Source organism: Streptomyces sp. SLBN-8D4 (assembly GCF_049739545.1).
GTDB classification, from domain to species: Bacteria; Actinomycetota; Actinomycetes; order Streptomycetales; family Streptomycetaceae; genus Streptomyces; species Streptomyces canus_C.
Genome location: NZ_JBMGQC010000001.1, coordinates 4,557,014 through 4,576,166, shown reverse-complemented (window position 1 = coordinate 4,576,166; position 19,153 = coordinate 4,557,014). Strand labels below are relative to the sequence as shown.

Below are 19,153 nucleotides of genomic sequence, written 5' to 3'. Positions count from 1 at the left end.
TGGCAGAGACCAAGGCTTGTTCCCCGACCACTCCGTGGAGCAAATCCTGGCAAGATCTTCCACCATTCTCTTGAGAGCACGAGCCGAACCGCGGCTTCCTGCGCGCCCTGCACGGCCTCGCCCGCGCCGCCGGAGCCATCGGCGAGCAGGCGGAGTACGAGCGCTGCACGCAGTTCCTGAAGGACTCCTCGCTCACGGCGGCCGAGACGCTGGGCTGACCGGTCACCGTCTTCCGGGCCCGCCTGTGTGATCAGGCGGGCCTTGCCTTTTGCGGGGAGCATGGAAGAGGATGCCCGGCGGGGACCGGGGCCCCGTGTCGGTAACGGCAGGGCGGACCGCTACCCGGAGTACACATCAGGAGACAGCGATGTCGTCCCACGAGGCTCAGGAAACGCAGGAGCCGGAGACCCCGCATCTCGACTTCCAAGGCACGACGCCGTACGAGGACTACGTCAAGGCGGACGTGCTCACCCACCTCCAGCACACCCTCTCCGACGATCCCGGAGAGATGGTCTTCCTGGTCACGACCCAGGTCATGGAGCTGTGGTTCACCGTCATCGTGCACGAGTGGGAGACCGCGGCCGCCGCGCTGCGCTCCGACGACGTGCCCAGGGCCGTTGCCGCGCTGAAGCGGTCCGTCCGGGAGCTGGAGGCGCTGACCGCCTCCTGGAAGCCGCTCGGACAGCTGACCCCCGCGCAGTTCAACTCCTACCGCTCGGCGCTCGGCGAGGGCTCCGGCTTCCAGTCGGCGATGTACCGCCGCATGGAGTTCCTGCTCGGCGACAAGTCCGCGTCGATGCTCGTCCCGCACCGGGGCGCGCCCCGCGTCCACGCTGAGCTGGAGAAGGCGCTGCACGAGCCGAGCCTGTACGACGAGGTGCTGCGGCTGCTGGCGCGGCGCGGGCACGCGATCCCGTCCGCAGTCCTGGACCGGGACGTCTCGCGCCGGTACGAGCCCTCGGAGGAGGTCGAGGCCGCCTGGACGGCCCTCTACTCCGGCCCCGAGGACGACGAACTGGCCCGCCTGGGCGAGGCGTTGACGGATGTCGCCGAGCTGGTGTGGCGCTGGCGCAACGACCATCTCGTCGCCACCCGGCGCGCGATGGGCTCCAAGGCCGGCACGGGCGGCTCCGCCGGGGTGGCCTGGCTGGAGAAGCGCGCGCAGAAGAACGTGTTCCCGGAGCTGTGGACGGCGCGGTCCCATGTCTGAACTCGCTTTCAAGGCACAGGAGTTGGACGCCGGTGATGCACTGGCGGGCCTGCGCTCGCAGTTCGTCCTCGACGAGGTGGTCTACCTCGACGGCAACTCGCTGGGTGCCCTCCCGGCCGCCGTCCCGGGGCGCGTCGAGGACGTCGTACGCCGTCAGTGGGGGTCCTTGCGGATCCGGTCCTGGGACGAGAGCGGCTGGTGGAGCGCGCCCGAGCGGATCGGCGACCGGATCGCCCCGCTGGTCGGGGCCGCGGCCGGGCAGATCGTGGTCGGCGACTCGACAAGTGTCAACGTCTTCAAGGCACTTGTGGGAGCGGTACGGCTCGCGGGCGGTCCGGACTCCGGCCGTGACGAGGTGGTCGTCGACGCGACCACCTTCCCCACGGACGGGTACATCGCCGAGTCCGCGGCCCGGATGACGGGCTGCACCCTGCGGGCGGTGACCCCGGCCGAGGTGCCGGGCGTGCTGAGCGACCGTACGGCGGCCGTCCTGCTCAACCACGTCGACTACCGCACCGGGCGCCTGCACGACCTGCCCGGGCTCACGGCCGCCGTGCACGCGGCGGGCGCCGTCTCGGTCTGGGACCTGTGCCACAGCGCGGGCGCCCTGCCGGTCGGTCTCGACGCGCACGGCGTCGACCTCGCGGTCGGCTGCACCTACAAGTACCTGAACGGCGGCCCCGGTTCACCGGCGTACCTCTATGTGCGCCGCGAGCACCAGGACCGCTTCGACTCCCCGTTGCCGGGCTGGACCTCGCACGCCGACCCGTTCGGCATGAGTCCGTCCTACGCCCCGGCCGAGGGTGCGCTGCGGGGCCGCGTCGGCACACCGGACATCCTCTCCATGCTCGCCCTGGAGTCGGCGCTTGAGGTCTGGGACGGGGTGTCGGTCGAGGCGGTGCGCGCCAAGTCGCTCGCCCTGACGGACTTCTTCCTGGAGTGCGTCTCGTCGTACGTCGAGGAGGGGCGCGTCGAGTGTGTGACCCCCCTGGCGCACCGGGAGCGGGGCAGCCAGGTCGCGCTGCGCTGCGAGGACGCGGGCGAGGTGATGAAGCGGCTCGTCGAGCAGGGTGTGGTGGGCGACTTCCGGCACCCGGACGTGCTGCGGTTCGGTTTCACGCCGCTGTACGTCGGGTTCGCGGACGTGGAGCGGGCGGCGCGGGTGCTGGGGGAGACGCTCGCCGGCTGACCGGCTCGGCGTGGTGTCAGGCCGGAGTGGCTGGAGTGGCTGGAGTGACCGGGGCGGCCGGGGCGGCCGGGGTGTCCGGGGTGACGTACACCCCGGCCTTCGCCGCGGCGACCGCCGCGTCCGCCGCGCGGTCGGCGGCGGCCGGGTCGGGGGCCGTGCCCGTGGTGAGCAGGCCGTAGTAGAGGGGGGCCGAGATCGCCCGTACGACGGTCGCCGGGTCCGTGCCGGCGGGGAGCTCCCCGCGCGCGACGCCCTCGCTCACGCACGGGGCCCACTCGGCGATCCGTACGTCGTAGAAGTGCCGCAGCGCCTCGGCCGTACGCGGGTCGCAGGCCGCCGCGGCGATGACCGCGCGGAACAGCGCGCCCTGCCGGGGATCGGCGAGCGTCCGCTGGACCAGCAGGGCGTTGGCCCGCAGGTCGTCGCGGACCGCGCCGGTGCGGGTGCGGGGCAGCGACTGCTCGGCCATGTCGGCGAGCAGGTCGGCGACCAGCGCGGTGACCGTCCCCCACCGCCGGTACACGGTCGTCTTGCCGACCTCCGCGCGCCGGGCGACCTCGGCGAGGTCGAGGCGGTCGAATCCCTGCTCGGCGAGCACGTCCCCGGCCGCCCGCAGCACGGCCGTACGGACACGCGCGGTACGCCCTCCGGGACGGACGGTGCCGGGTTCGGCGGACATGTCGGACTCCTCGGTGCGCTCGGTGTCCGCGGGGGCGGACACCTCGCCAGCGTAACGAAACAGCAGAACCGTTTACCCCTCACCGAGCGTGACATGCCCGTGTCCGCGCACGTCATGGGCCTGATACCGTCCCGGCCAACGGCCGAATTCTCTTCCAGGATGCTTTCACGGTCCGTCAGATCCGTTACGTCACTGAGAGGTTGGAGCATGCCGGACGACGCCGTAGCCCGTGCCGCCGCAGAAGCCCGTGCCGCGGCCGAGGAGGAGTCCGCCTTCTCGCACCCGGCGGTCGACCCCGACGCCGTCGCGGCGTACGGCGACGACCCCGACCAGGTGATCGACTTCTACGCCCCGCGCGGGGCGGTGTCTCCCGGAGGCGGTCTCGCGCCGCTGGTCGTCGTCCTGCACGGCGGGGCGTGGCGGGCCCCGTACGACCGGCGGCATGTGACACCGTTCGCGGACTTCCTGGCCCGGCGGGGGTTCGCGGTGGCCAACGTGGAGTACCGGCGGGGCGGTGTCTCCCTCCCGGCACAGGTCCCCGCGGGCGGGGGCGCTGCGGAGGTCGCCGGGCCTGTGGCCGGGCGCTGGCCCGAGACCTTCGACGACGTGGCCGGCGCGATGGACGCGCTGCCCGCGCTCGTGCGGGAGTTCCTCCCGCAGGCCGACCCGCGCCGCATGGTGGTCACCGGTCACTCCGCGGGCGGCCACCTCGCGCTGTGGGCCGCGGCCCGGCACCTCCTGCCGGCCGACGCCGCGTGGCGCATCGACCGGCCGGCCCCCCTGCGCGGGGTCGTCGCCCTCGCCCCGATCGCCGACTTCACGGTCGCCGACAAGCTGGACGTGTGCGGCGGGGCGTGCCGTCAACTCCTGGGCGGGACGGAGGGGTTCACCGCGCGCGTGCCGTACGCCGACCCGGCCCTGCTGCTGCCCACCGGCATCGCGACCACCCTCGTCCAGGGCCGCACCGACACGGTCGTCCCGGAGGCGGTCGCCGAGGCGTACGCGGACGCGGCGGCCAAGGCCGGCGAGGTGGTGGGCCTGACCCTGCTGGAGGACGTCGGCCACTTCCCCCTGATCGACCCGGCGGCGGACGCGTGCGCGGTGGTGGCGGAGGAGATCGCGCAGCTGGCGTGGTGAGGTCGGTCGCGGTGCTCCCCGAAAGCAGCAACATGGCACGCGATGTGCGGCTCATTCGGTCATGACCGCCGTCACACTCCGTCCGGTGAAGAAGGCCAGACCCGCTCCAAGAAGGGCGAAGAGGGGAATCAGGGCCATCCCTCTGCCGAAACCCCAGGCACCGAGCGCGGAGGCGCCGGCGGCCTGACCGAGGGCGGTTCCGCCCTGCAAGGCCGCGCCCACCCATGCCTGTGTCTCGGCCGCGGCCCCGGCCGGTGAGAGCTCCGCGGTCTGCCCGTACAGCGCCACGAAACACGGGCCGAAGGCCATGCCCACGGCCATCACCAGCACAACGGTCAGCACCACTTGGCCGGCATCGGACACCGCGAGCAGAACCCCGGCCATGCTCAGGTACAGCAGCAGCTGCGGCAGCCGGCCGACCCGCGCCGCCCGTGCCGGGGACAGGGCGCCGACAGCGAGACCTCCCGCGATACTGCCGACGGACAGCACGCTCACCAGCACGCTGCCCAGCAACTCGCCGCCGTGCGAGGCGAGAATGACCTCGACCCCACCGACCGCCGCCGAGAAGAACACCGCGCAGCCGAGGAGCATCCGCAGGGGAACACTGGCCAGAGAGCCCTTCCAACTCTGCTCGCCGGAGACGGACTTGGCGGGTTCCCGGCCCTCCAGGGCGCGCAGCAACAACGCCGTGGCCAGCGCGCTGGCCAGGACGCAGGCCGCCATGGCGACCGACGGAGCCAGCAGCGAACTGATCACGCCGACCAGCATGGGCCCCACGATGAACCCCACGTCGGCCAGGACCGCGTCCAGCGCCAGGGCCGTGGAACGATTCTCCTGTGAGGTGACGAACCGCCACATGACCCGGGTCACCACGCCCACGGGAGGAGCCGCGACATTGGCCCCCAGTGCCATGGCGAAGGTGATCGGCAGCGGTCCGTGGACAGCCTCGTTGACGAGGAGCACGGCGACCAGCGCCGCGTGCACCGCGAGCACCGACCACAGCACCGGCGCGTACCGTCTGCGGTCGAGCAGCCGCCCGCGGGCCGGGGCGGCGATACCGCCCAGCGCCGAGACGGCCACCACCGCACCGGCGGTGGCGTACGAGCGGCCGGGGGCAACGGTGAACAGCAGGCTCAGTGAGAACATCGAGCCCTGGAGCTTGCTCGCCAGTGCAGCCGTGCCACAGCCCAGCATGCCCGGTCCGGACAGGAGCCGCCGGTAGCGCGCGAGGCCTCCCCTCATGACGCGGACGACGTCTCGGCCGTGCGGACCCGCAGGCGGTCGACCGCCCCGCGTGCCCGGTGCAGTGCGACATCGGGGGTGTCGCCCACGGCGATGACGGCTCCGGCACGGTCGGAGGAACTGCGCAGCTCTCCGATGACGTCGCCCGGCGACACGGTCAGATAGGCCTCGGTCACTCCCTCCTCCGAAAGGGCCTCCTGCACACCGCCGATGTCGGTCACGCTTCCCGGAGGTGGGGTGAGAAACCACGTCGCGGCGGCTCGCGACGTGTCCCGTGGCCGGTCCAGGTCCAGCGGGCGGCCGGCCAGCCAGTCGAAGGTGAGCTGCTGGACGTCCAATCCGGTGGCCAGTCGCACCAGTTCGACAATGCCGTCGCCACCGGGCCGGACATGGGTCTCCACCACACGGGGGCCCCGGCCCGTGAGCACGAGTTCGGTGTGCGCGGCGCCTTCCGTCACGCCCACCGCGTCCAGGCAGGCCATGACTTCGGTGGCCATGACCCGAACCGTCTCCGGGGAGACGCGGGCCGGGACGAGATGTCCTGTCTCGACGAAGTTGGCGCCCTTGAACTTCTCCGTCACCGCCAGGAGATGGTGCTCACCGGCGGCGGAGAACGTCTCGACGCTGAACTCCGGGCCCTCCAGGTATTCCTCCGCTATCCACGTGCCGGAGCCGGCCTCGACGGTGTGCGCGAGGGCCGCGCCGAGACCGCCCTCGTCCGGTACGAGTGTCACGCCGTGACTGCCCGTACCGTCGACGGGCTTGAGTATGAAGGGGTAACCGGACCCGGCGGCGAACTGCCTGGCCTGGTCGGCGGTGGTGACGCGGGCAGCCGCGACCGGGGCGGTCCGGGAGTCGCGCAGGACATCCCGCATCAGTGCCTTGTCATTGACGGCCCGGGTCGTCCAGGAGGAGTTGGCGGGCAGTCCGAGCCGCTCGTTGACGACGGCGACGGCTTCGATGTAGGCGTCGCTCACGGTGATCGCCACGCCGAACGGTCGCTCGTCATGGACAGCCAGAGCCGCGGTGATCACCGACTCGGCGTCGGCGGTGTCGAGCAGGGTGACCGCGTCCGCCTCGGTCTCCAGCCAGTCCGGTGCCCTGTGCTGCGGGCCCAGGTAGTGGACGCGCAACCCCGCTCGACGGGCGGCCCGGGCGGCCGCCGGATGGCGGCCGCCGACGAGCAGAACGGAGGACACGGCGGGGCTTCTCTCGGTCATCACACACCTTCTTCTAGGAACTCGAGGACACCGCTCGGGGAGTCTCGAGCAGACGTTGCCGCATTCGGATGCGCCGGCCATAGTCCGGGTCTTGGGTCATGAGTGTGGTGTGCACCCGGCGCAGCGAGTGATGGGGGATCCCCGGCCACAGGTGATGCACGGTGTGGTAACCATCGGCGTGCGGGTGGATCAGGACCCGCTGGACGAACCCCACGTTGGTGATGGTGGCGTCGAAGACCGTGTCGCAGTCGGAGTAGATGTGCTCGTCGCTCTCGGCGATCAGGCGCAGGACCGGAAGCACCACGAAGGCCGAGACCAGCCACAGCACCCCGGAAAGAACGCCGGTGCCCGGGCCGACGAGCAGCGCTGAGGGCAGAGTCGCGCAGACCACGCTCCACAGCAGGACACCCGCGGTCGCGAACAGGTCCGTCTTGACCTCACGCAGCCAGCCGATCTGGTAGCGGGTGATCCTGACCGCCACCGACGACGCGAACGCCCACACCGAGGTCCTCCGCAGCGCCTCCAGGTCGAGTTCGGCGTAACGCCGCCGGTCGGGGTCCTCCGAAGTGCCGAACCGGCCGTGGTGGCGCAGATGACTCTCGCGGTAGGCGGAGAGCCGGCCGCCGGTCGGCAGGCCGGAGAGCAGCCAGCCGAGGACGTCGTTCCATCTGCGGTGGTGGCGTGACCAGTTGTAGTGGGAGGCCTCGTGCGTCAGGTTCTCCAGAGCGCGCAGTTGCCGCGCGATGAACAGGCATCCGGCGATCGCGGCCGGAATGGACACGAGCGGGTTCAAGGCCGTCAGGAGCCAGGCGCAGACGACAGCGGCGGCCAGGGCGGTGACCACGTCGGTCAGTGCGCAGGCCACGGTGAGGGCGGGCCGGGTGCGATGGGCGGCGGCGATCTCGTCGCGCAGCCCCGGCGGGAGGCGGTAGCCCTTGCGGTACGGCTTCTCCTCGGCGGGCCGGGCGGTTGCCCCGGTCCGCGCATCGGCCGCCGACGGCGCGGGACTTATGGAGTCGGTGTTCATCAATCCCCCGTGGACAATGGAGCAGCGGCCTGACCTGTGTCTCCCACAGTCGTGATCTCGTGCTGTCCGAGCAGGGGAGCAGGGACGTCGTACCGCCGCTGGATGTAATGGAGCATGTGCAGTAGGCCGGCCGAGGTCAGCTGCTCCCCCGCCGAGGAGGCGGGGCGCGGCAGAGGCATGGAGCCGATGTCCGCCCAGCGCAGCAGTCCCCGGTCGTCGATCACGGCGCGGGCCCGTTGCGCGTTGTCGGGATGCAGGCAGTACGGGACGTCCAGGGTGCCCAGGCGGAAGGCGTGCCCGAGCGCTTCTCCGACCCGGGGGTGCAGAGCCAGCGTCCGCTCCACGAGGGCAGCGGCTTCGCGGTAGATGCCGGTGTCGGGCACCGGTTCCGCTGCGGTGGCCACTGCTCGGGCTTCCCGGGCGGCCTGTGCCGCGTGCTCCAGGGAGTGGACGTTCTCCTCGACGGTGGGGATCCGATGCGCTTCGGCCGGTGTCTTGACGATGAGCCGCTCGGCTCCGCCCGTGACCGCCAGCCGCGCGCTGTCCCCGAGCAGTTCGAGCGCGCCGCTCCGGGTCTGCGGGAAGACCCCCATGTATGTGTAGAGCACGAGGTGCCAGTCCATGTCGGACAGCAGTTCACCGGCCAAGCGGCGCAGGGCGGCCAGGGCTTCGCGGTCCTGTTCCGGGCTGGTCTGCTGCGCGTAGCTGAGAGAGACGCTCCGCAGCCCGTGCTGCCGGAAGAACAGGCACTCGAGGACGCTCAGCGCGACCAGGAGGCTGGGCGGGCAGAGCTGGCCGAGCATGCATCCGCCGAAGCTCTCCAGGTGCGCCACGGCGCCGGGCCGGGAGGCCGAAGCCAGCAGTTCGCAGCTCTGGCCCCATGCCTCGATGGACTCTTCGAGCGGTGTGCGGCTGTAGGGGAGGCAGTAGGAGACCGGACCGCCTTCGGTCGCGGTGAGTCCTGCCTCGGTGAGGCTCTGGAAGATGGCGTGCGGCAGGGCGGAGCCGTGCCGCACCTGGACCGGGAAGCGTTCGGACTGCAGTCCTTCCAGCATCCGGCGTGTGACGGTGGGGCCGTGAGCCACGAGGGGGAAGCCGTTGAGGTCGGCTTCCCCCACCAGCGCACGGCGTGCGGAGGTGTGGTCGCCCACGCGCGTGAAACTGTCGACGGTGACGGTTCCCACGGTCACCGCGTGGCAGTCGCGTACGGCGGTGAGCCCGTCCCGCATCCGGGCGACGGTCCCGAAGCCCATGCGCGGCTGTACGACGATTTCACCGCGCGCACGGGCACGGGAGACGACGGCGGGCAGGCCGCCCAGCATCGCCGGATCGGGCCCGGTCGGCACCCGGCCCGGTCCGGCGAAAAGGGTTGGCTGATCGGCGGGGCTCAACATGCCGGGACCGTGGTCGTCTCCACGGCATGCCCGTACCTGCCGAGCATGGTGAGGTAGCGCTGGAATTCCATGATCCCGGCTTCGGCGCCGAAGACGGCGTCGAAGCCGGCGTCCAGCAGCTGCTGATGGAACCGGGAGTTGCCGATCCCATGGATGCCCAGCTTCCCGCCGATGACGGCGGGCAGCGTCGCGAGCGGCCCGCCGGCCTCGCGCAAGGTACGGATGAGCCGGACCCCGTCGAGGTGGCCGTGCCCGTTCACCGTGCTGATGACCAGGACGTCCGGGCGCCAGGTGACGCAGTTCTCGAGGATCAGTTCATCCGGGGCGCAGGGCCCCAGATTCCTTACGTGATGACCGCTCTCCTCGATGAAGAGCTGAAGGTATATCAGATTCCACATGTGGGCGTCTGAGGAGACGCCGGACAGCAGGATCTTCTTCGGGCCATCGAGGTGCTGCGAACCACGAGGGGCGACTGCCCCCGTCATGAGAACTCCTCTCCTCGGCAACGAACCCCGGATGTCGACAGCGCTGAGGGGGCGAGCGCCCCGTGTCTCAGCGGCGCAGCGCGGCGCCGGACGAATTGGCGAGCGTCAGCAGCTCGGTGCGATGCGGCCCGTCCTGACCGAACACACCGCGCATGACGGCCGACGTCATGACGGCACCGGTCCTGATGCCCCGCATGGTCATGCAGAGGTGCTCGCCCCGGCCGATGACGGCCACGTCCGCGGAGCCGGTGATCGAGGAGATCTCGTCGGCGATGTCGGCGACGAGCCGCTCCTGGACCTGGAGCTTGTGGGCGTGCTTGTGGGCGACACGGGCGAACTTCGACAGCCCGAGCAGCTTCTGGTTGGTGCGGTAGGAGACCGTCAGCGAGCAGTTGAACGGCAGCAGGTGGTGCTCGCACAGCGACCACACCTGCATGTCGGAGACCAGCACCATCTGGCTGTCCGCCACGCTCTCGAAGACGGTCTCGATCTTTCCGGCGTCGTAGTTGACGAACTCGCGCCACCACTTGGCGTAGCGCCGGGGGGTGTCGAGGAGGCCCTCACGCTCCGGGTCCTCGCCGATCTCGACCAGCAGGCGGCGGGCGAGCGACTCCAACGGGTCCGCGGTCGGGGCGGCGCCGTTCATGGAGGTCGCAGCAAGGTCTTCAAGTTCAACGGTCATATCAGACTCCCCGTTTTTCTCCCCAGGCCAGCACATGCAGCCTGGTGGAGAGATTCCAGTTGCGCCGCACGACCTCGTCCGAGAGGTCTCCCAGATGGCGGCTGATGTCAGTGACGTTCTTGCCTTCCGGCATGATCCAGACGGGACCGATGCCGAGGTTCTGCGCCAGCTCGGCGACCTCGTCGAGATCGTCGTGCGATCTGCACACGAACTTGAAGGCGACTGCCGGCGTCGTGGCGAGTTTGCGCAACGCGGCAGGTTTGATTCTGCGGTGTTCCGGATCTCCGGCGTGCGAGAGCTTCGGCGAGACGTTGAAGCGGATTCCCAGGTCGATCAGTTCGTCGTCCGGTACGACCGTTCCATTGGTCTCCACCTCGACGGAGATGCCGCGGTTGCGCAGTTCACGCACCAGGGGCAGGATCCGCTTCTGCTGCTTGAGGGGTTCTCCCCCGCTGATGACGATGAGGTCCACATCCATCGCCAGCAGCTCGTGGAGTACGTCGGAGGGCTTGCGCGAGGTGAGCTCGACCCGGGGATCGTAGGCCCGGCCTTCGTCGCTGGTGCCCTTCCAGTCCCAGGTGTAAGGGGTGTCGCACCAGTGGCAGGAGAGATTGCATCCGCCGAGGCGGAGGAATCCGCACCGCCGGCCCGCGGACGGTCCCTCGCCCTGCACCGTGGGGCCGAAGATCTCATTGACTACGATCTTCGCCGCGTCAGCGAAGAGTTCGGCCTCTTCTGCTGTTTCTGATGTTTCTTCGAGAGTGTCGATGACAGCGCTCCGTTCATGTCCTCAAGGACGGAATTCGGCCCAGGTCTTGGGCGTTTCGGAGACGCGGACCGCGGAAACCTCGGGAATGCGCTCGGACCAGATCTGGTAGATCCAGTGCGCCATGTTCTCCGCCGACGGATTGCGGTCGGAGATCACCTCGTTGAGATGACGGTGGTCGAGCTCCGCGTCGATCCATTTCTTGAAGTCGCCGAGCTCGCCGTAGTCCCGGACGAATCCGGGTTCGGTGAGCTGGTCGTCGCCGCAGCGCAGCTCCAGCTGCACCGTGTAGTTGTGTCCGTGCAGCCGGGCACACTGATGGTCCTGCGGGAGGTGGCCGAGCTGGTGGCTGGCCGAGAACTGGAAGTCCTTGGTGATGGTGAACATGCGTCAGGCACTCCTGTACTGGGTGGGATCCGAGACATCGGACTTCTGGAAGGCCAGCCGCCGGTCCTGGCAGGCGGCACACAGCCCGCACTGAGATTCGTAGTTGTTGAAGCAGCTCCAGGTCTCCTGCCAGGGCACCCCGAGCCGCTCCCCGACGTTGATGACCTCGTGCTTCGGCATGTCGATGAAGGGCGCCACGACTTCCAGGCCTTCGGGCGCGTACCCCGCGGTGGCCACCCGCTCCATCGTGTTGAAGGCGTCGATGAAGGCGCGTGAGCAGTCGGGCGCCGTCGCGTCGTCGCCGGCCACGGTGCCGATGGCGACCTTGTCGGCCTTTTCGGCCGCAGCCCGCCCGAAGGCGACGGACAGCAGAATGACGTTGCGGTTCGGGACGACGTTGACACTGCCGGGAGCCGTGTAGTGCTGGTCGGGGACGTCGACCTTGCTGTCGGTCAGGGAGTAGCCGGGCAGCATCGTGGCGATGTTGCGCAGGTCGACCACTTCGTAGTCGGCGTTCAGCCGGTCGGCCGTGCGCCGTGCGAACTCATGTTCCTTGCGGTGCCGCTGGCCGTAGTCGATGGACAGCATCAGCAGGTCGTTTCCCTGGTCCACCAGGTGGTGGGCCAGGACGACGGAGTCGAGTCCGCCGGAGACGATGGCGACTATCCGTGCCATGGAGACACACCTAACTCTCTTGTCCGGCGAGTTCGATCACCGCGATGTCGCGGATCTCGCCGAGCGTCCGGATGACGTCGTTCCGCGTGGCGCCGGACACCCAGACGCCGAGCGGAATGGTCTTCGTGCTGCGGGTTACGGGGACGTGGTCACCCGGCTGGTAGGTGACGAGCAGCTTGTCCACGCCGGGAAGCGCCTCGATGGTGTCGAGGCCATGGATGGCCACGAGCGTTCCGGGCCGTTCCTCGTTGCAGATGGCGCTGGCTCCGCACACCGCGTGGAACGTCGGGGCGGTCCGCAGCAGCCGGGGCTCCGAGCCGTCGTCCAGGTAGAAGTCGAGGGCGTCGTGGAAGGGTCGGATGTCGCTGTTCTGGGTCCACTGGTCGGTGATGGGACCGCCGGGCAGCCGGGCACCGGTCTCGATCAGGTAGATGCCGTCGGCGGAGCACTTGACCTCGGTGTGGCTCGGGCCGCTGCGGATGTCCAGCGAGTCCAGTACGGCCGCGACGAAATCAGCCACTGGCTGCCAGTCGGAGTCATCCCGGTCCAGCTGGACCGAGCCCCAGTACGGCAGGTCGTAGTCGGCGTCGTCGGGCCTGCGGTATTCCCACATGTCCACGACGCGGTGCCGGCCGCCGAAGCTGAAGCAGTTGACGGCGATCTCACGGCCCCGGACATATTGCTCGACCAGCCACTCGCTGACCTCCCAGCCGAACAGGTCGCGCCGCTCCTGGTCCTCCAGGTTCCGGGCGGCCTCCACGTCCGGCAGCAGGGTGACCCCGTGCGATCCGGCGCCGGTGGTCGGCTTGAGTATCGCCGGGAAACCTGTCTTCTCGGCCGCGGCCGGAACCTCGTCGAGGCTGTGCACCAGGTGGAACTCCGGCACCCGCACGCCCGCGGCCTGCGTGACCCGCCGCATTTCGGCCTTGTTCCGGCGGGCACGGGCAAGGCGGGTCCCGTTGCCGGGGAGGCCGAGCTGCTCGGCGACCTGCTCGGCCAGTTGGACCGCCGACTCCATGGCCGGCACGACACCGCGGATCCGGTAGGGCAGGTCGGCCAACTGAGCCAGCACGTCGGCAGCCTCGGACGCGTACAGGGTCGCGTCGTCGCCGTCGGCGTGCGAGGGCCAGCGCCCCCGCAGTTCGGTCGGCTCCACGGTGTAGACGGAGACGATGGCCAGGCCGCGGTCCCGCACGGCCGGCTTGTAATTGGAGCCGGTCTTCACCGGATCCAGCAGGAGAACGGCGTCTTGTGTCAGTGATTCCATGACTCGCCTGTGAGTTGGGAATGGATGGGGCACATCACGCGACGGGCTGCGCGTCGTCCAGCGGGGTGCCGTCGAGCTGGACTTGTTTCTCGGCGGCGGCGCGCGCCTCGTCACAGGCCTCAGGGGTGGGCGCCACGGTGATGATGACGGCGTACCGGCCGCGCACGTGCTCTTGTGGCGGGATGCGCAGCTTCCGGCCCGGGCCGACCAGCGGAATGATCCGGTGCACTTCGGCCGGCAGGCCGTCCTCGGTCACCTCGAGCGCCTCGACCTGCAGGTGGGTGACGGGGTAGAGGAAGTCGATCTGCGCGGTCCGCTCCGGGAGTTCCTCTCGCTGCGGGGCGATCCCCTGGGCGAGCCGGGCCGCCACCATGCCGTAGTCGACACCGGTGGCCTGCTGGGCGGTGTAGGGGATGAGGTCCCCGCCCAGCCGGGCGTTCACCTCGATGACCTTCGGTCCCGCGGAGGTCAGCCTGATCTCCGTGTGGGTCATGAGAGTGGACAGCCCGAGCGCGGTGTGGGCCGCCTGGAGCACCCGTACGATCTCCGGATCCTCAAGGAGCGGGTCGCGGGCGCTGACCACATGCCCGACCTCTTCGAAGTAAGGAGCGAACCCGGTCTTCTTTCGCGCGACGAACAGCGGATACACGGTGCCGTTGTGACAGGCCGCGTCGATACTGATTTCCGGCCCGTCCGCGAACGACTCGACGAGAACGCCATCCTCAAGACGCGGCAATTCGGAGAATTCCGCGCTGCGCGTCGATGCGTATGCGGCCGGCAGCGCCTCGGGGCTCTCGACCAGCGCGACGCCCATACTGCCCGCCAGCGCACGTGGCTTGACCACCACCGGATAGCCGATGGAGGCGGCCCGAGCCGCGGCCTCCTCGACGGACGAGACCGCGTACGAACTCGGCTGAGGGACACCGGCAGCGGCGAACTTCTGCCTGGTCAGGGCCTTGTCGCGGCACGATGCCACGGCTTCGGCACCGCCGCCCGGCAGGCCAAGCGCCTCGGCCACCGCCGCGGCGACCGGGACCCGGATCTCGTCGTACGACAACACCCCGCCAAGGCCCAGCCGTTGGTTCAGATCGATCGCCGCGCGGATGGTCGCAGCCGCGTCGAGCGTGTCCACCTGAGTACTGCCGACGATGTAGGGCGATTCCCAGGTGACCTCACCGACGGAGAAGAGCCATATATCACAGGATTCGGAAATGGAACGCAGCAGGTATTCCCGCCAAATAGGCGATCCGCTACCGATGACCAGGACTGGAGGATTCTTTACCGACCCTTGGTTGATCACTGCCACGTGGGCCTCCCATGAAACCGGGCAAGGCCATCACATTCCCCCGCCCCCGTTGCCTTCTTGTTCCGGTGATCACCGGGACCTGGAAAGAAGAACATGCAATTTTCGAGGACGGCAAGGAATTTGAGGTTCGCTTGAGTCTCTAGGTGTAGGAACCAGCCATCGCGGGCGGAGAGTCGGAGGCGCCTGCCTTCTGCGGTCCAGAAGTTGCACACGGCCGGGATTCGCTGGATATCAAAGCGAAGACTGGGGTGATTTCAGCACAGCGGAATCAAGGATTCCGGATAACATGTGGCCGGAAAGCGGCGCTGATCGGCTGCCGAGCGTCACTCGGCCGCAACGGACAGCGGTCGAATCGCCGATGGCAGGCGGTCGAAATTGTGCGCTTTGTAGGTAGATCGGCCAGTATGGAGCCTCTGTACGAGTGTCAACCCCCGTGCAGGCGGCGGACGTTCACGACGGGTTTCGGTTGCGATCTCGGATGGTTTGCGGTTCAAGAAGTTCTGACGGTGTCCTTGAGGGGCTGGATGAAAGCCGCCAAACTTCGCTTCCAGGGCATGGCTGAAGAACCCGGCCGAATTCCTTGGTGAAGGACAATCGGACGAGAGATGAACTTTGCCATTTCTTGCAGCCCACCCGTGGAACGAACTCCGTTTGGGGTGACCGCGGACTCTCTCGACGCGACAACGCGGTGCGGGGAGAAAACGGATTCCACGGCGGAATCCTCCGCCGAGACACACCTGCGCCCTCCCAGTGACCACTGGAAGAAGGAACAGCATGGCCGGGCCCGCCGGCGTCTCCCCGGGGCGGCTCGGCACCCTCCTGCGGCGACCTGGCCAAGGCGCTGAGCCCGGCCGTGGAGGTCATCGCCGCGCATTCTCACGGGCGAGCTGCTCCCGTTGCCTGGAGGGCGCCCCGCGGGCCTGAGCCCTGTCGTTTGGATCAGCCCGGCGTCGCGGGGTCTGGCACGCGCTCCCCCAGAGGGTGCCCCCAGCCGCGTTGTCGTCGGTCGCCGACGTTCCCCAGCCTTCGGCCGGGAGGTGCCCCCACCGCGTCGACTCCTTCCTCCGCCTTGCAGCTGCACGCACCAGACCCCGCTCGGGTCGGCCGGAAGGCACTGCACCTCACAGCCGACCGATCCAAACGACAGGCCCTAGGCGAACACGCGGACCGGAGTGCGGCCGCGCGCCTGGAGGCGCCGGGCCGCCTCGAAGGCCACGATCGTGCCCGGGCTCTGATGCAACTCGCCCTGCACCGCCGCTGAACTGTGCGAAGGAGCGGCCGGCTTCGACGCCAGGGGTGTGGACGAGGAGTCCTTCCCCGACGGCCGCCGGCGCTCCATCCTCGTGGTCAACGTCGGCAGGCCCGCCGAGGACGCCTGGTCGGAGCGACTGCCGCGCCGGGATTTCGAGCAGACCGTCCCACTGGTGCGACCCGCACCCGCTGTCCCATGCCTACCGGGACACCGGGGCATGCACCTCAAGACGGGCGGAGGGGCTGAACTTCGCCAGCGCCTCGGCCAGTTCGGCAGCCGCCGTCTCCAACTCGGCGACCGGAAGCGGCGCCAGACCCTCCAGCAGGAAGATTCCGGACGTCGTCTCCTCGGTGAGGCGCGTGCGCGGACCCTGACGCCAGTTCCAGCGGCGGCAGGTGACGCCGGCGTCGTCGCACCACACCACCTCGCCCGCGTCAGGGTGTTCGACCGTCTTCTCGCCACCGGTCACGGTCACGAAGTCCTCGTCACCCCTGGCGCGTACCAGCCGCATCCCGCCTTCGATGCGGTCGATGTCCTCGCCGCCCACCGGAATCAAGTGGGCGATGCTGATGGCGTTGTAGAGGTCCACCAACAAGTTGATCCGGGGCGCACCGGCATCGGACAGCGCTCGCTTGGCCAGCGCCTCGGCCGAGTTACGGGTGCGTGAGGGCTTGGAGCCAAAGGAGGTGTACGTCTCCCGCCAGGCGACCATGTGCGGGTCCTCGTGCGGAGCCCGACCGTCCAGGCGTACGGCAAGGCGACGAGCCGCTTCGTCGAGGAACGCGGAACTCTCCTCGCAACTGGGCCTGTTGACGAGGTCGTACGCCTCGATCGCGACGTGCGTGAAGCTGGGCGCGAGGGCGCGGACCTCGTCGGCCACGGTCAGTTTGAACGTCATCTACTCGCCTCGGGAGGGGCTGGAGGGCCACAGGTGCGACCGGGCCTGGGACGGCTGTCACAGCGCCGAGAACGGCACCGGAGAAATCACCCTACAAGACCGCAGCCGGAGCTCACGCGGACCGGCTGAGGCGGCGGTGTCCGCGGACGAGCAGGGGCTGGTGCGACCGACGGGCTGCTGATCAGCCGCCCTCCGGTACCCGTAGTACCTGAGAGGGACGCCGAAGGACCCGTCTCGCTGGTGACGACGGTGACCCCCGCCCACGCCTACCGTTCTGAACGTGACCGATACGACCGAGACGCACATGACACCTCCGCACGGCGGCAGCGTCGGGTACGACGCGTACAAGTTCCGCAGCCCGGAGTTCAGAGCAGCCGTGGACGCCCTGCGCGGCCTGCGGCACGACCTGATCAGTCAGGCCTTCGCCTACCACCCGCTGCCACCCCTGCGCGTCGACAAGGGGCTCGCCCGCCACCTGTCCGGCCGGCTTCGCGAATACGCGGGCTGGACGCCCCATGCGCTGATCACCGCGGCCGGCCTGATCGCGATGCTCATCGCCTCGGACAACTGGGGGCACGGCGCGGTCACCAACCTCTTCGTCGGCGTGCTCGCCCTCGTCCCGATCCTGCTGACCATGGTGCGGCCGGTGCTCGCGTTCTGGCTGTCGCTCGCCGGGACTGCGATCACCCTCCAGCTGCTGAACGGCGCGTCCGACGAGTGGCCGTGGATGGCCGGCAGCTTCGCCTCCCACCTGGTGGTGCTCACGGTCGTGGCGATACGCACCCGGCCACGCACGGCGGTGTGGATGTGGCTGCTGACCGGGGCGTACGGCCTGATGTGGGAAGGCGGGCTGGGCGGCCAGCACTACTACCCCTCCAACACCGTGGACCTGCTGTTCGTCTCCGCCCTGTCCCTGCTCGCCGTCAGCGTCTGGCACATACGCGGGGACGCCCAGCGGACGGTGACCGCCCAGCAGACGGTGACCGCTCACGAGCGCTCGCGCCGCACCCTCCTGGAGGAGCGCACGACGATCGCCCGCGAGCTGCACGATGTGGTCGCCCACCACATGTCGGTGGTCGCCATCCAGGCGGAGGCGGCCCCCTACCGGGTGGAGAACCCGCCGCCCGAGCTGGAGAAGGCGTTCGCCACCATCCGGGAGAACGCGGTGGCGGCCCTCACCGAACTGCGCCGGGTGCTGGGCGTGGTCCGCGCCGAGGACTACGAGGCGCCGGACGCCCCGCAGCCCACCCTCGCCGACCTCGACGGCCTCCTCGACAACGTGCGGGGAGCGGGTCTGAGCGTCGACAAGGCGGTCACCGGGGCGGTGCGCGAACTCCCGCAGGGCGTCGAGCTGTCGGCGTACCGGATCGTCCAGGAGGCACTGAGCAACACCCTGCGCCACGCGCCGGGGGCGAGCGCGCGGGTGGAGATCGGTTACGTCCTGGGCGGGTTGGGCCTGCGCGTGGTCAACGGCCCGCGGCCCGAGCTGTCGCTGGTGAAGCCCTCGCCCGGCGCGGGGCACGGCATCACCGGCATGCGGGAGCGGGTCTCCATGCTGAACGGCGAGATGACGGCGGGCCCGACGGACGAGGGAGGGTACGAGGTGGCGGTGTTCCTGCCGGTGCCGCTGCCGTTGCCGCTCAGGGACGAGGGTGGGGCATGACGATCCGGGTCCTGGTCGCGGACGACCAGATGATGGTCCGCGAGGGCTTCTCGGTGCTGCTGAACGCGATGCCGGGCATCGAGGTGGTCGGCGAGGCCGTCAACGGCCGCGAGGCGGTGGACCGGGTCCGTGAACTCGCCCCCGACGTGGTCCTGATGGACATCCGGATGCCGGAGCTGAACGGCATCGAGGCGACCAGGGAGATCGTCGCGTCCGACGGCGCGGCGAAGGTCCTGGTCCTGACGACCTTCGACCTCGACGAGTACGTGTACCAGGCCCTGCGCGCGGGAGCCTCGGGCTTCCTCCTCAAGGACGCCTCGGCCCGTCAACTCGCCGAGGGGGTACGGGTGGTGGCCTCCGGTGAGGCGCTGCTGGCCCCCTCGGTCACCAGGCGGCTGATCACGGAGTTCTCCAAACTCTCCGAGTCCCCGAGACTCATGGCCTCGGCCCACACGGCCTACGGCGACCTCACCGACCGCGAGACGGAGGTACTGATCCTCATCGCCCAGGGCCTGTCGAACCAGGAGATGGCCGAGCGCCTGCTGGTGGCCGAGTCGACGATCAAGACCCATGTCAGCCGCATCCTGGTGAAACTGGGCCTGCGGGACCGCACCCAGGCCGCGGTGTTCGCGTACGAGGCGCGGCTGGTGACGCCGGGGTAGGGCGTGTGCGGC

The 19,153-nt window shown here is 69.7% G+C and carries 19 protein-coding genes and 1 pseudogene; 6 read left to right on the top strand and 14 right to left on the bottom strand.

Annotated features, from left to right (window positions below; genetic code table 11):
* Window positions 1-74: 74 nt before the first annotated feature.
* From RKD20_RS20625 to kynU, 3 genes and pseudogenes are all read left to right on the top strand, one after another.
* Window positions 75-218 (top strand): annotated as a pseudogene (locus tag RKD20_RS20625) (DUF3151 family protein); the annotation flags it as partial.
* A 149-nt stretch (window positions 219-367) separates the two neighbouring features.
* Entirely contained in the window at window positions 368-1,210 is an 843-nt protein-coding gene (locus RKD20_RS20620; protein WP_424879003.1) for a tryptophan 2,3-dioxygenase family protein, read from the top strand.
* A complete protein-coding gene (kynU, locus tag RKD20_RS20615; RefSeq protein WP_424879002.1) occupies window positions 1,203-2,399 on the top strand; it encodes a kynureninase in 1,197 nt (398 codons plus the stop codon). The genes RKD20_RS20620 and kynU overlap by 8 nt, the downstream gene beginning before the upstream one ends.
* Window positions 2,400-2,415: 16 nt before the next feature.
* Here the strand turns inward: kynU and RKD20_RS20610 are convergent, their stop codons facing one another.
* On the bottom strand, window positions 2,416-3,078 hold the full coding sequence (locus tag RKD20_RS20610; RefSeq protein ID WP_424883276.1) for a TetR/AcrR family transcriptional regulator: 663 nt from the start codon (window positions 3,076-3,078) through the stop codon (window positions 2,416-2,418).
* Between the two features lie 207 nt (window positions 3,079-3,285).
* Between RKD20_RS20610 and RKD20_RS20605 the strand changes: the two genes are divergently transcribed.
* The gene (locus tag RKD20_RS20605) at window positions 3,286-4,215 is read left to right on the top strand and encodes an alpha/beta hydrolase (RefSeq protein ID WP_424879001.1); all 930 of its coding nucleotides are present in this window, start codon (window positions 3,286-3,288) and stop codon (window positions 4,213-4,215) included.
* Between the two features lie 51 nt (window positions 4,216-4,266).
* Here RKD20_RS20605 and RKD20_RS20600 read toward each other — a convergent pair whose 3' ends face one another.
* The 13 genes from RKD20_RS20600 to RKD20_RS20540 all read right to left on the bottom strand — a co-directional run bounded on the left by RKD20_RS20600 (window position 4,267) and on the right by RKD20_RS20540 (window position 16,816).
* Window positions 4,267-5,457, bottom strand: coding sequence for an MFS transporter (locus RKD20_RS20600; RefSeq protein ID WP_424879000.1), 1,191 nt, complete (start codon window positions 5,455-5,457; stop codon window positions 4,267-4,269).
* Window positions 5,454-6,677: an ATP-grasp domain-containing protein gene (locus RKD20_RS20595; RefSeq protein ID WP_424878999.1), complete on the bottom strand. Its 1,224-nt coding sequence runs from the start codon at window positions 6,675-6,677 to the stop codon at window positions 5,454-5,456. The genes RKD20_RS20600 and RKD20_RS20595 overlap by 4 nt, the downstream gene beginning before the upstream one ends.
* A gap of 13 nt (window positions 6,678-6,690) precedes the next feature.
* Window positions 6,691-7,704, bottom strand: a complete 1,014-nt coding sequence (locus RKD20_RS20590) for a fatty acid desaturase family protein (protein ID WP_424878998.1) — start codon at window positions 7,702-7,704, stop codon at window positions 6,691-6,693.
* Window positions 7,704-9,098: a methylaspartate mutase gene (locus RKD20_RS20585; protein WP_424878997.1), complete on the bottom strand. Its 1,395-nt coding sequence runs from the start codon at window positions 9,096-9,098 to the stop codon at window positions 7,704-7,706. Before RKD20_RS20585 ends, RKD20_RS20590 begins: the two co-directional genes overlap by 1 nt.
* On the bottom strand, window positions 9,092-9,583 hold the full coding sequence (locus tag RKD20_RS20580) for a cobalamin B12-binding domain-containing protein (protein ID WP_424878996.1): 492 nt from the start codon (window positions 9,581-9,583) through the stop codon (window positions 9,092-9,094). The genes RKD20_RS20585 and RKD20_RS20580 overlap by 7 nt, the downstream gene beginning before the upstream one ends.
* Before the next feature lie 67 nt (window positions 9,584-9,650).
* Window positions 9,651-10,265 (bottom strand): GTP cyclohydrolase I, encoded by a 615-nt coding sequence (folE, locus tag RKD20_RS20575; protein ID WP_424878995.1) that lies wholly within the window; start codon window positions 10,263-10,265, stop codon window positions 9,651-9,653.
* Between the two features lies 1 nt (window position 10,266).
* On the bottom strand, window positions 10,267-10,938 hold the full coding sequence (locus RKD20_RS20570; RefSeq protein ID WP_424878994.1) for a 7-carboxy-7-deazaguanine synthase QueE: 672 nt from the start codon (window positions 10,936-10,938) through the stop codon (window positions 10,267-10,269).
* A gap of 117 nt (window positions 10,939-11,055) precedes the next feature.
* Window positions 11,056-11,418, bottom strand: coding sequence for a 6-pyruvoyl trahydropterin synthase family protein (locus RKD20_RS20565; RefSeq protein WP_424878993.1), 363 nt, complete (start codon window positions 11,416-11,418; stop codon window positions 11,056-11,058).
* A 3-nt stretch (window positions 11,419-11,421) separates the two neighbouring features.
* Window positions 11,422-12,093: a 7-cyano-7-deazaguanine synthase gene (locus RKD20_RS20560; RefSeq protein WP_424878992.1), complete on the bottom strand. Its 672-nt coding sequence runs from the start codon at window positions 12,091-12,093 to the stop codon at window positions 11,422-11,424.
* A 10-nt stretch (window positions 12,094-12,103) separates the two neighbouring features.
* Window positions 12,104-13,360 carry an ATP-grasp domain-containing protein gene (locus RKD20_RS20555; protein WP_424878991.1) on the bottom strand — a complete coding sequence of 419 codons (1,257 nt, stop codon included), beginning with the start codon at window positions 13,358-13,360 and terminating at the stop codon, window positions 12,104-12,106.
* 34 nt (window positions 13,361-13,394) lie between these two features.
* Window positions 13,395-14,666 (bottom strand): ATP-grasp domain-containing protein, encoded by a 1,272-nt coding sequence (locus tag RKD20_RS20550; RefSeq protein ID WP_424878990.1) that lies wholly within the window; start codon window positions 14,664-14,666, stop codon window positions 13,395-13,397.
* A gap of 1,150 nt (window positions 14,667-15,816) precedes the next feature.
* Window positions 15,817-16,017, bottom strand: coding sequence for a hypothetical protein (locus RKD20_RS20545; RefSeq protein ID WP_424878989.1), 201 nt, complete (start codon window positions 16,015-16,017; stop codon window positions 15,817-15,819).
* A 100-nt stretch (window positions 16,018-16,117) separates the two neighbouring features.
* The gene (locus RKD20_RS20540; protein WP_424878988.1) at window positions 16,118-16,816 is read right to left on the bottom strand and encodes a B3/B4 domain-containing protein; all 699 of its coding nucleotides are present in this window, start codon (window positions 16,814-16,816) and stop codon (window positions 16,118-16,120) included.
* 280 nt (window positions 16,817-17,096) lie between these two features.
* Here RKD20_RS20540 and RKD20_RS20535 point away from each other — a divergent pair, with 280 nt between their 5' ends.
* Together RKD20_RS20535 and RKD20_RS20530 are read left to right on the top strand one after the other, a co-directional pair.
* Window positions 17,097-18,479, top strand: coding sequence for a sensor histidine kinase (locus tag RKD20_RS20535; protein WP_424878987.1), 1,383 nt, complete (start codon window positions 17,097-17,099; stop codon window positions 18,477-18,479).
* Window positions 18,476-19,141: a response regulator gene (locus tag RKD20_RS20530; RefSeq protein ID WP_424878986.1), complete on the top strand. Its 666-nt coding sequence runs from the start codon at window positions 18,476-18,478 to the stop codon at window positions 19,139-19,141. Before RKD20_RS20535 ends, RKD20_RS20530 begins: the two co-directional genes overlap by 4 nt.
* The last annotated feature ends 12 nt before the right edge of the window (window positions 19,142-19,153 follow it).

Bases quoted from the DNA above. Each gene is read 5' to 3' on its own strand.
- RKD20_RS20620 (WP_424879003.1), top strand. From the start codon at position 368: ATGTCGTCCCACGAGGCTCAGGAAACGCAGGAGCCGGAGACCCCGCAT.
- kynU (WP_424879002.1), top strand. From the start codon at position 1,203: ATGTCTGAACTCGCTTTCAAGGCACAGGAGTTGGACGCCGGTGATGCA.
- RKD20_RS20610 (WP_424883276.1), bottom strand. From the start codon at position 3,078: ATGTCCGCCGAACCCGGCACCGTCCGTCCCGGAGGGCGTACCGCGCGT.
- RKD20_RS20605 (WP_424879001.1), top strand. From the start codon at position 3,286: ATGCCGGACGACGCCGTAGCCCGTGCCGCCGCAGAAGCCCGTGCCGCG.
- RKD20_RS20600 (WP_424879000.1), bottom strand. From the start codon at position 5,457: ATGAGGGGAGGCCTCGCGCGCTACCGGCGGCTCCTGTCCGGACCGGGC.
- RKD20_RS20595 (WP_424878999.1), bottom strand. From the start codon at position 6,677: ATGACCGAGAGAAGCCCCGCCGTGTCCTCCGTTCTGCTCGTCGGCGGC.
- RKD20_RS20590 (WP_424878998.1), bottom strand. From the start codon at position 7,704: ATGAACACCGACTCCATAAGTCCCGCGCCGTCGGCGGCCGATGCGCGG.
- RKD20_RS20585 (WP_424878997.1), bottom strand. From the start codon at position 9,098: ATGTTGAGCCCCGCCGATCAGCCAACCCTTTTCGCCGGACCGGGCCGG.
- RKD20_RS20580 (WP_424878996.1), bottom strand. From the start codon at position 9,583: ATGACGGGGGCAGTCGCCCCTCGTGGTTCGCAGCACCTCGATGGCCCG.
- folE (WP_424878995.1), bottom strand. From the start codon at position 10,265: ATGACCGTTGAACTTGAAGACCTTGCTGCGACCTCCATGAACGGCGCC.
- RKD20_RS20565 (WP_424878993.1), bottom strand. From the start codon at position 11,418: ATGTTCACCATCACCAAGGACTTCCAGTTCTCGGCCAGCCACCAGCTC.
- RKD20_RS20560 (WP_424878992.1), bottom strand. From the start codon at position 12,093: ATGGCACGGATAGTCGCCATCGTCTCCGGCGGACTCGACTCCGTCGTC.
- RKD20_RS20555 (WP_424878991.1), bottom strand. From the start codon at position 13,360: ATGGAATCACTGACACAAGACGCCGTTCTCCTGCTGGATCCGGTGAAG.
- RKD20_RS20540 (WP_424878988.1), bottom strand. From the start codon at position 16,816: ATGACGTTCAAACTGACCGTGGCCGACGAGGTCCGCGCCCTCGCGCCC.
- RKD20_RS20530 (WP_424878986.1), top strand. From the start codon at position 18,476: ATGACGATCCGGGTCCTGGTCGCGGACGACCAGATGATGGTCCGCGAG.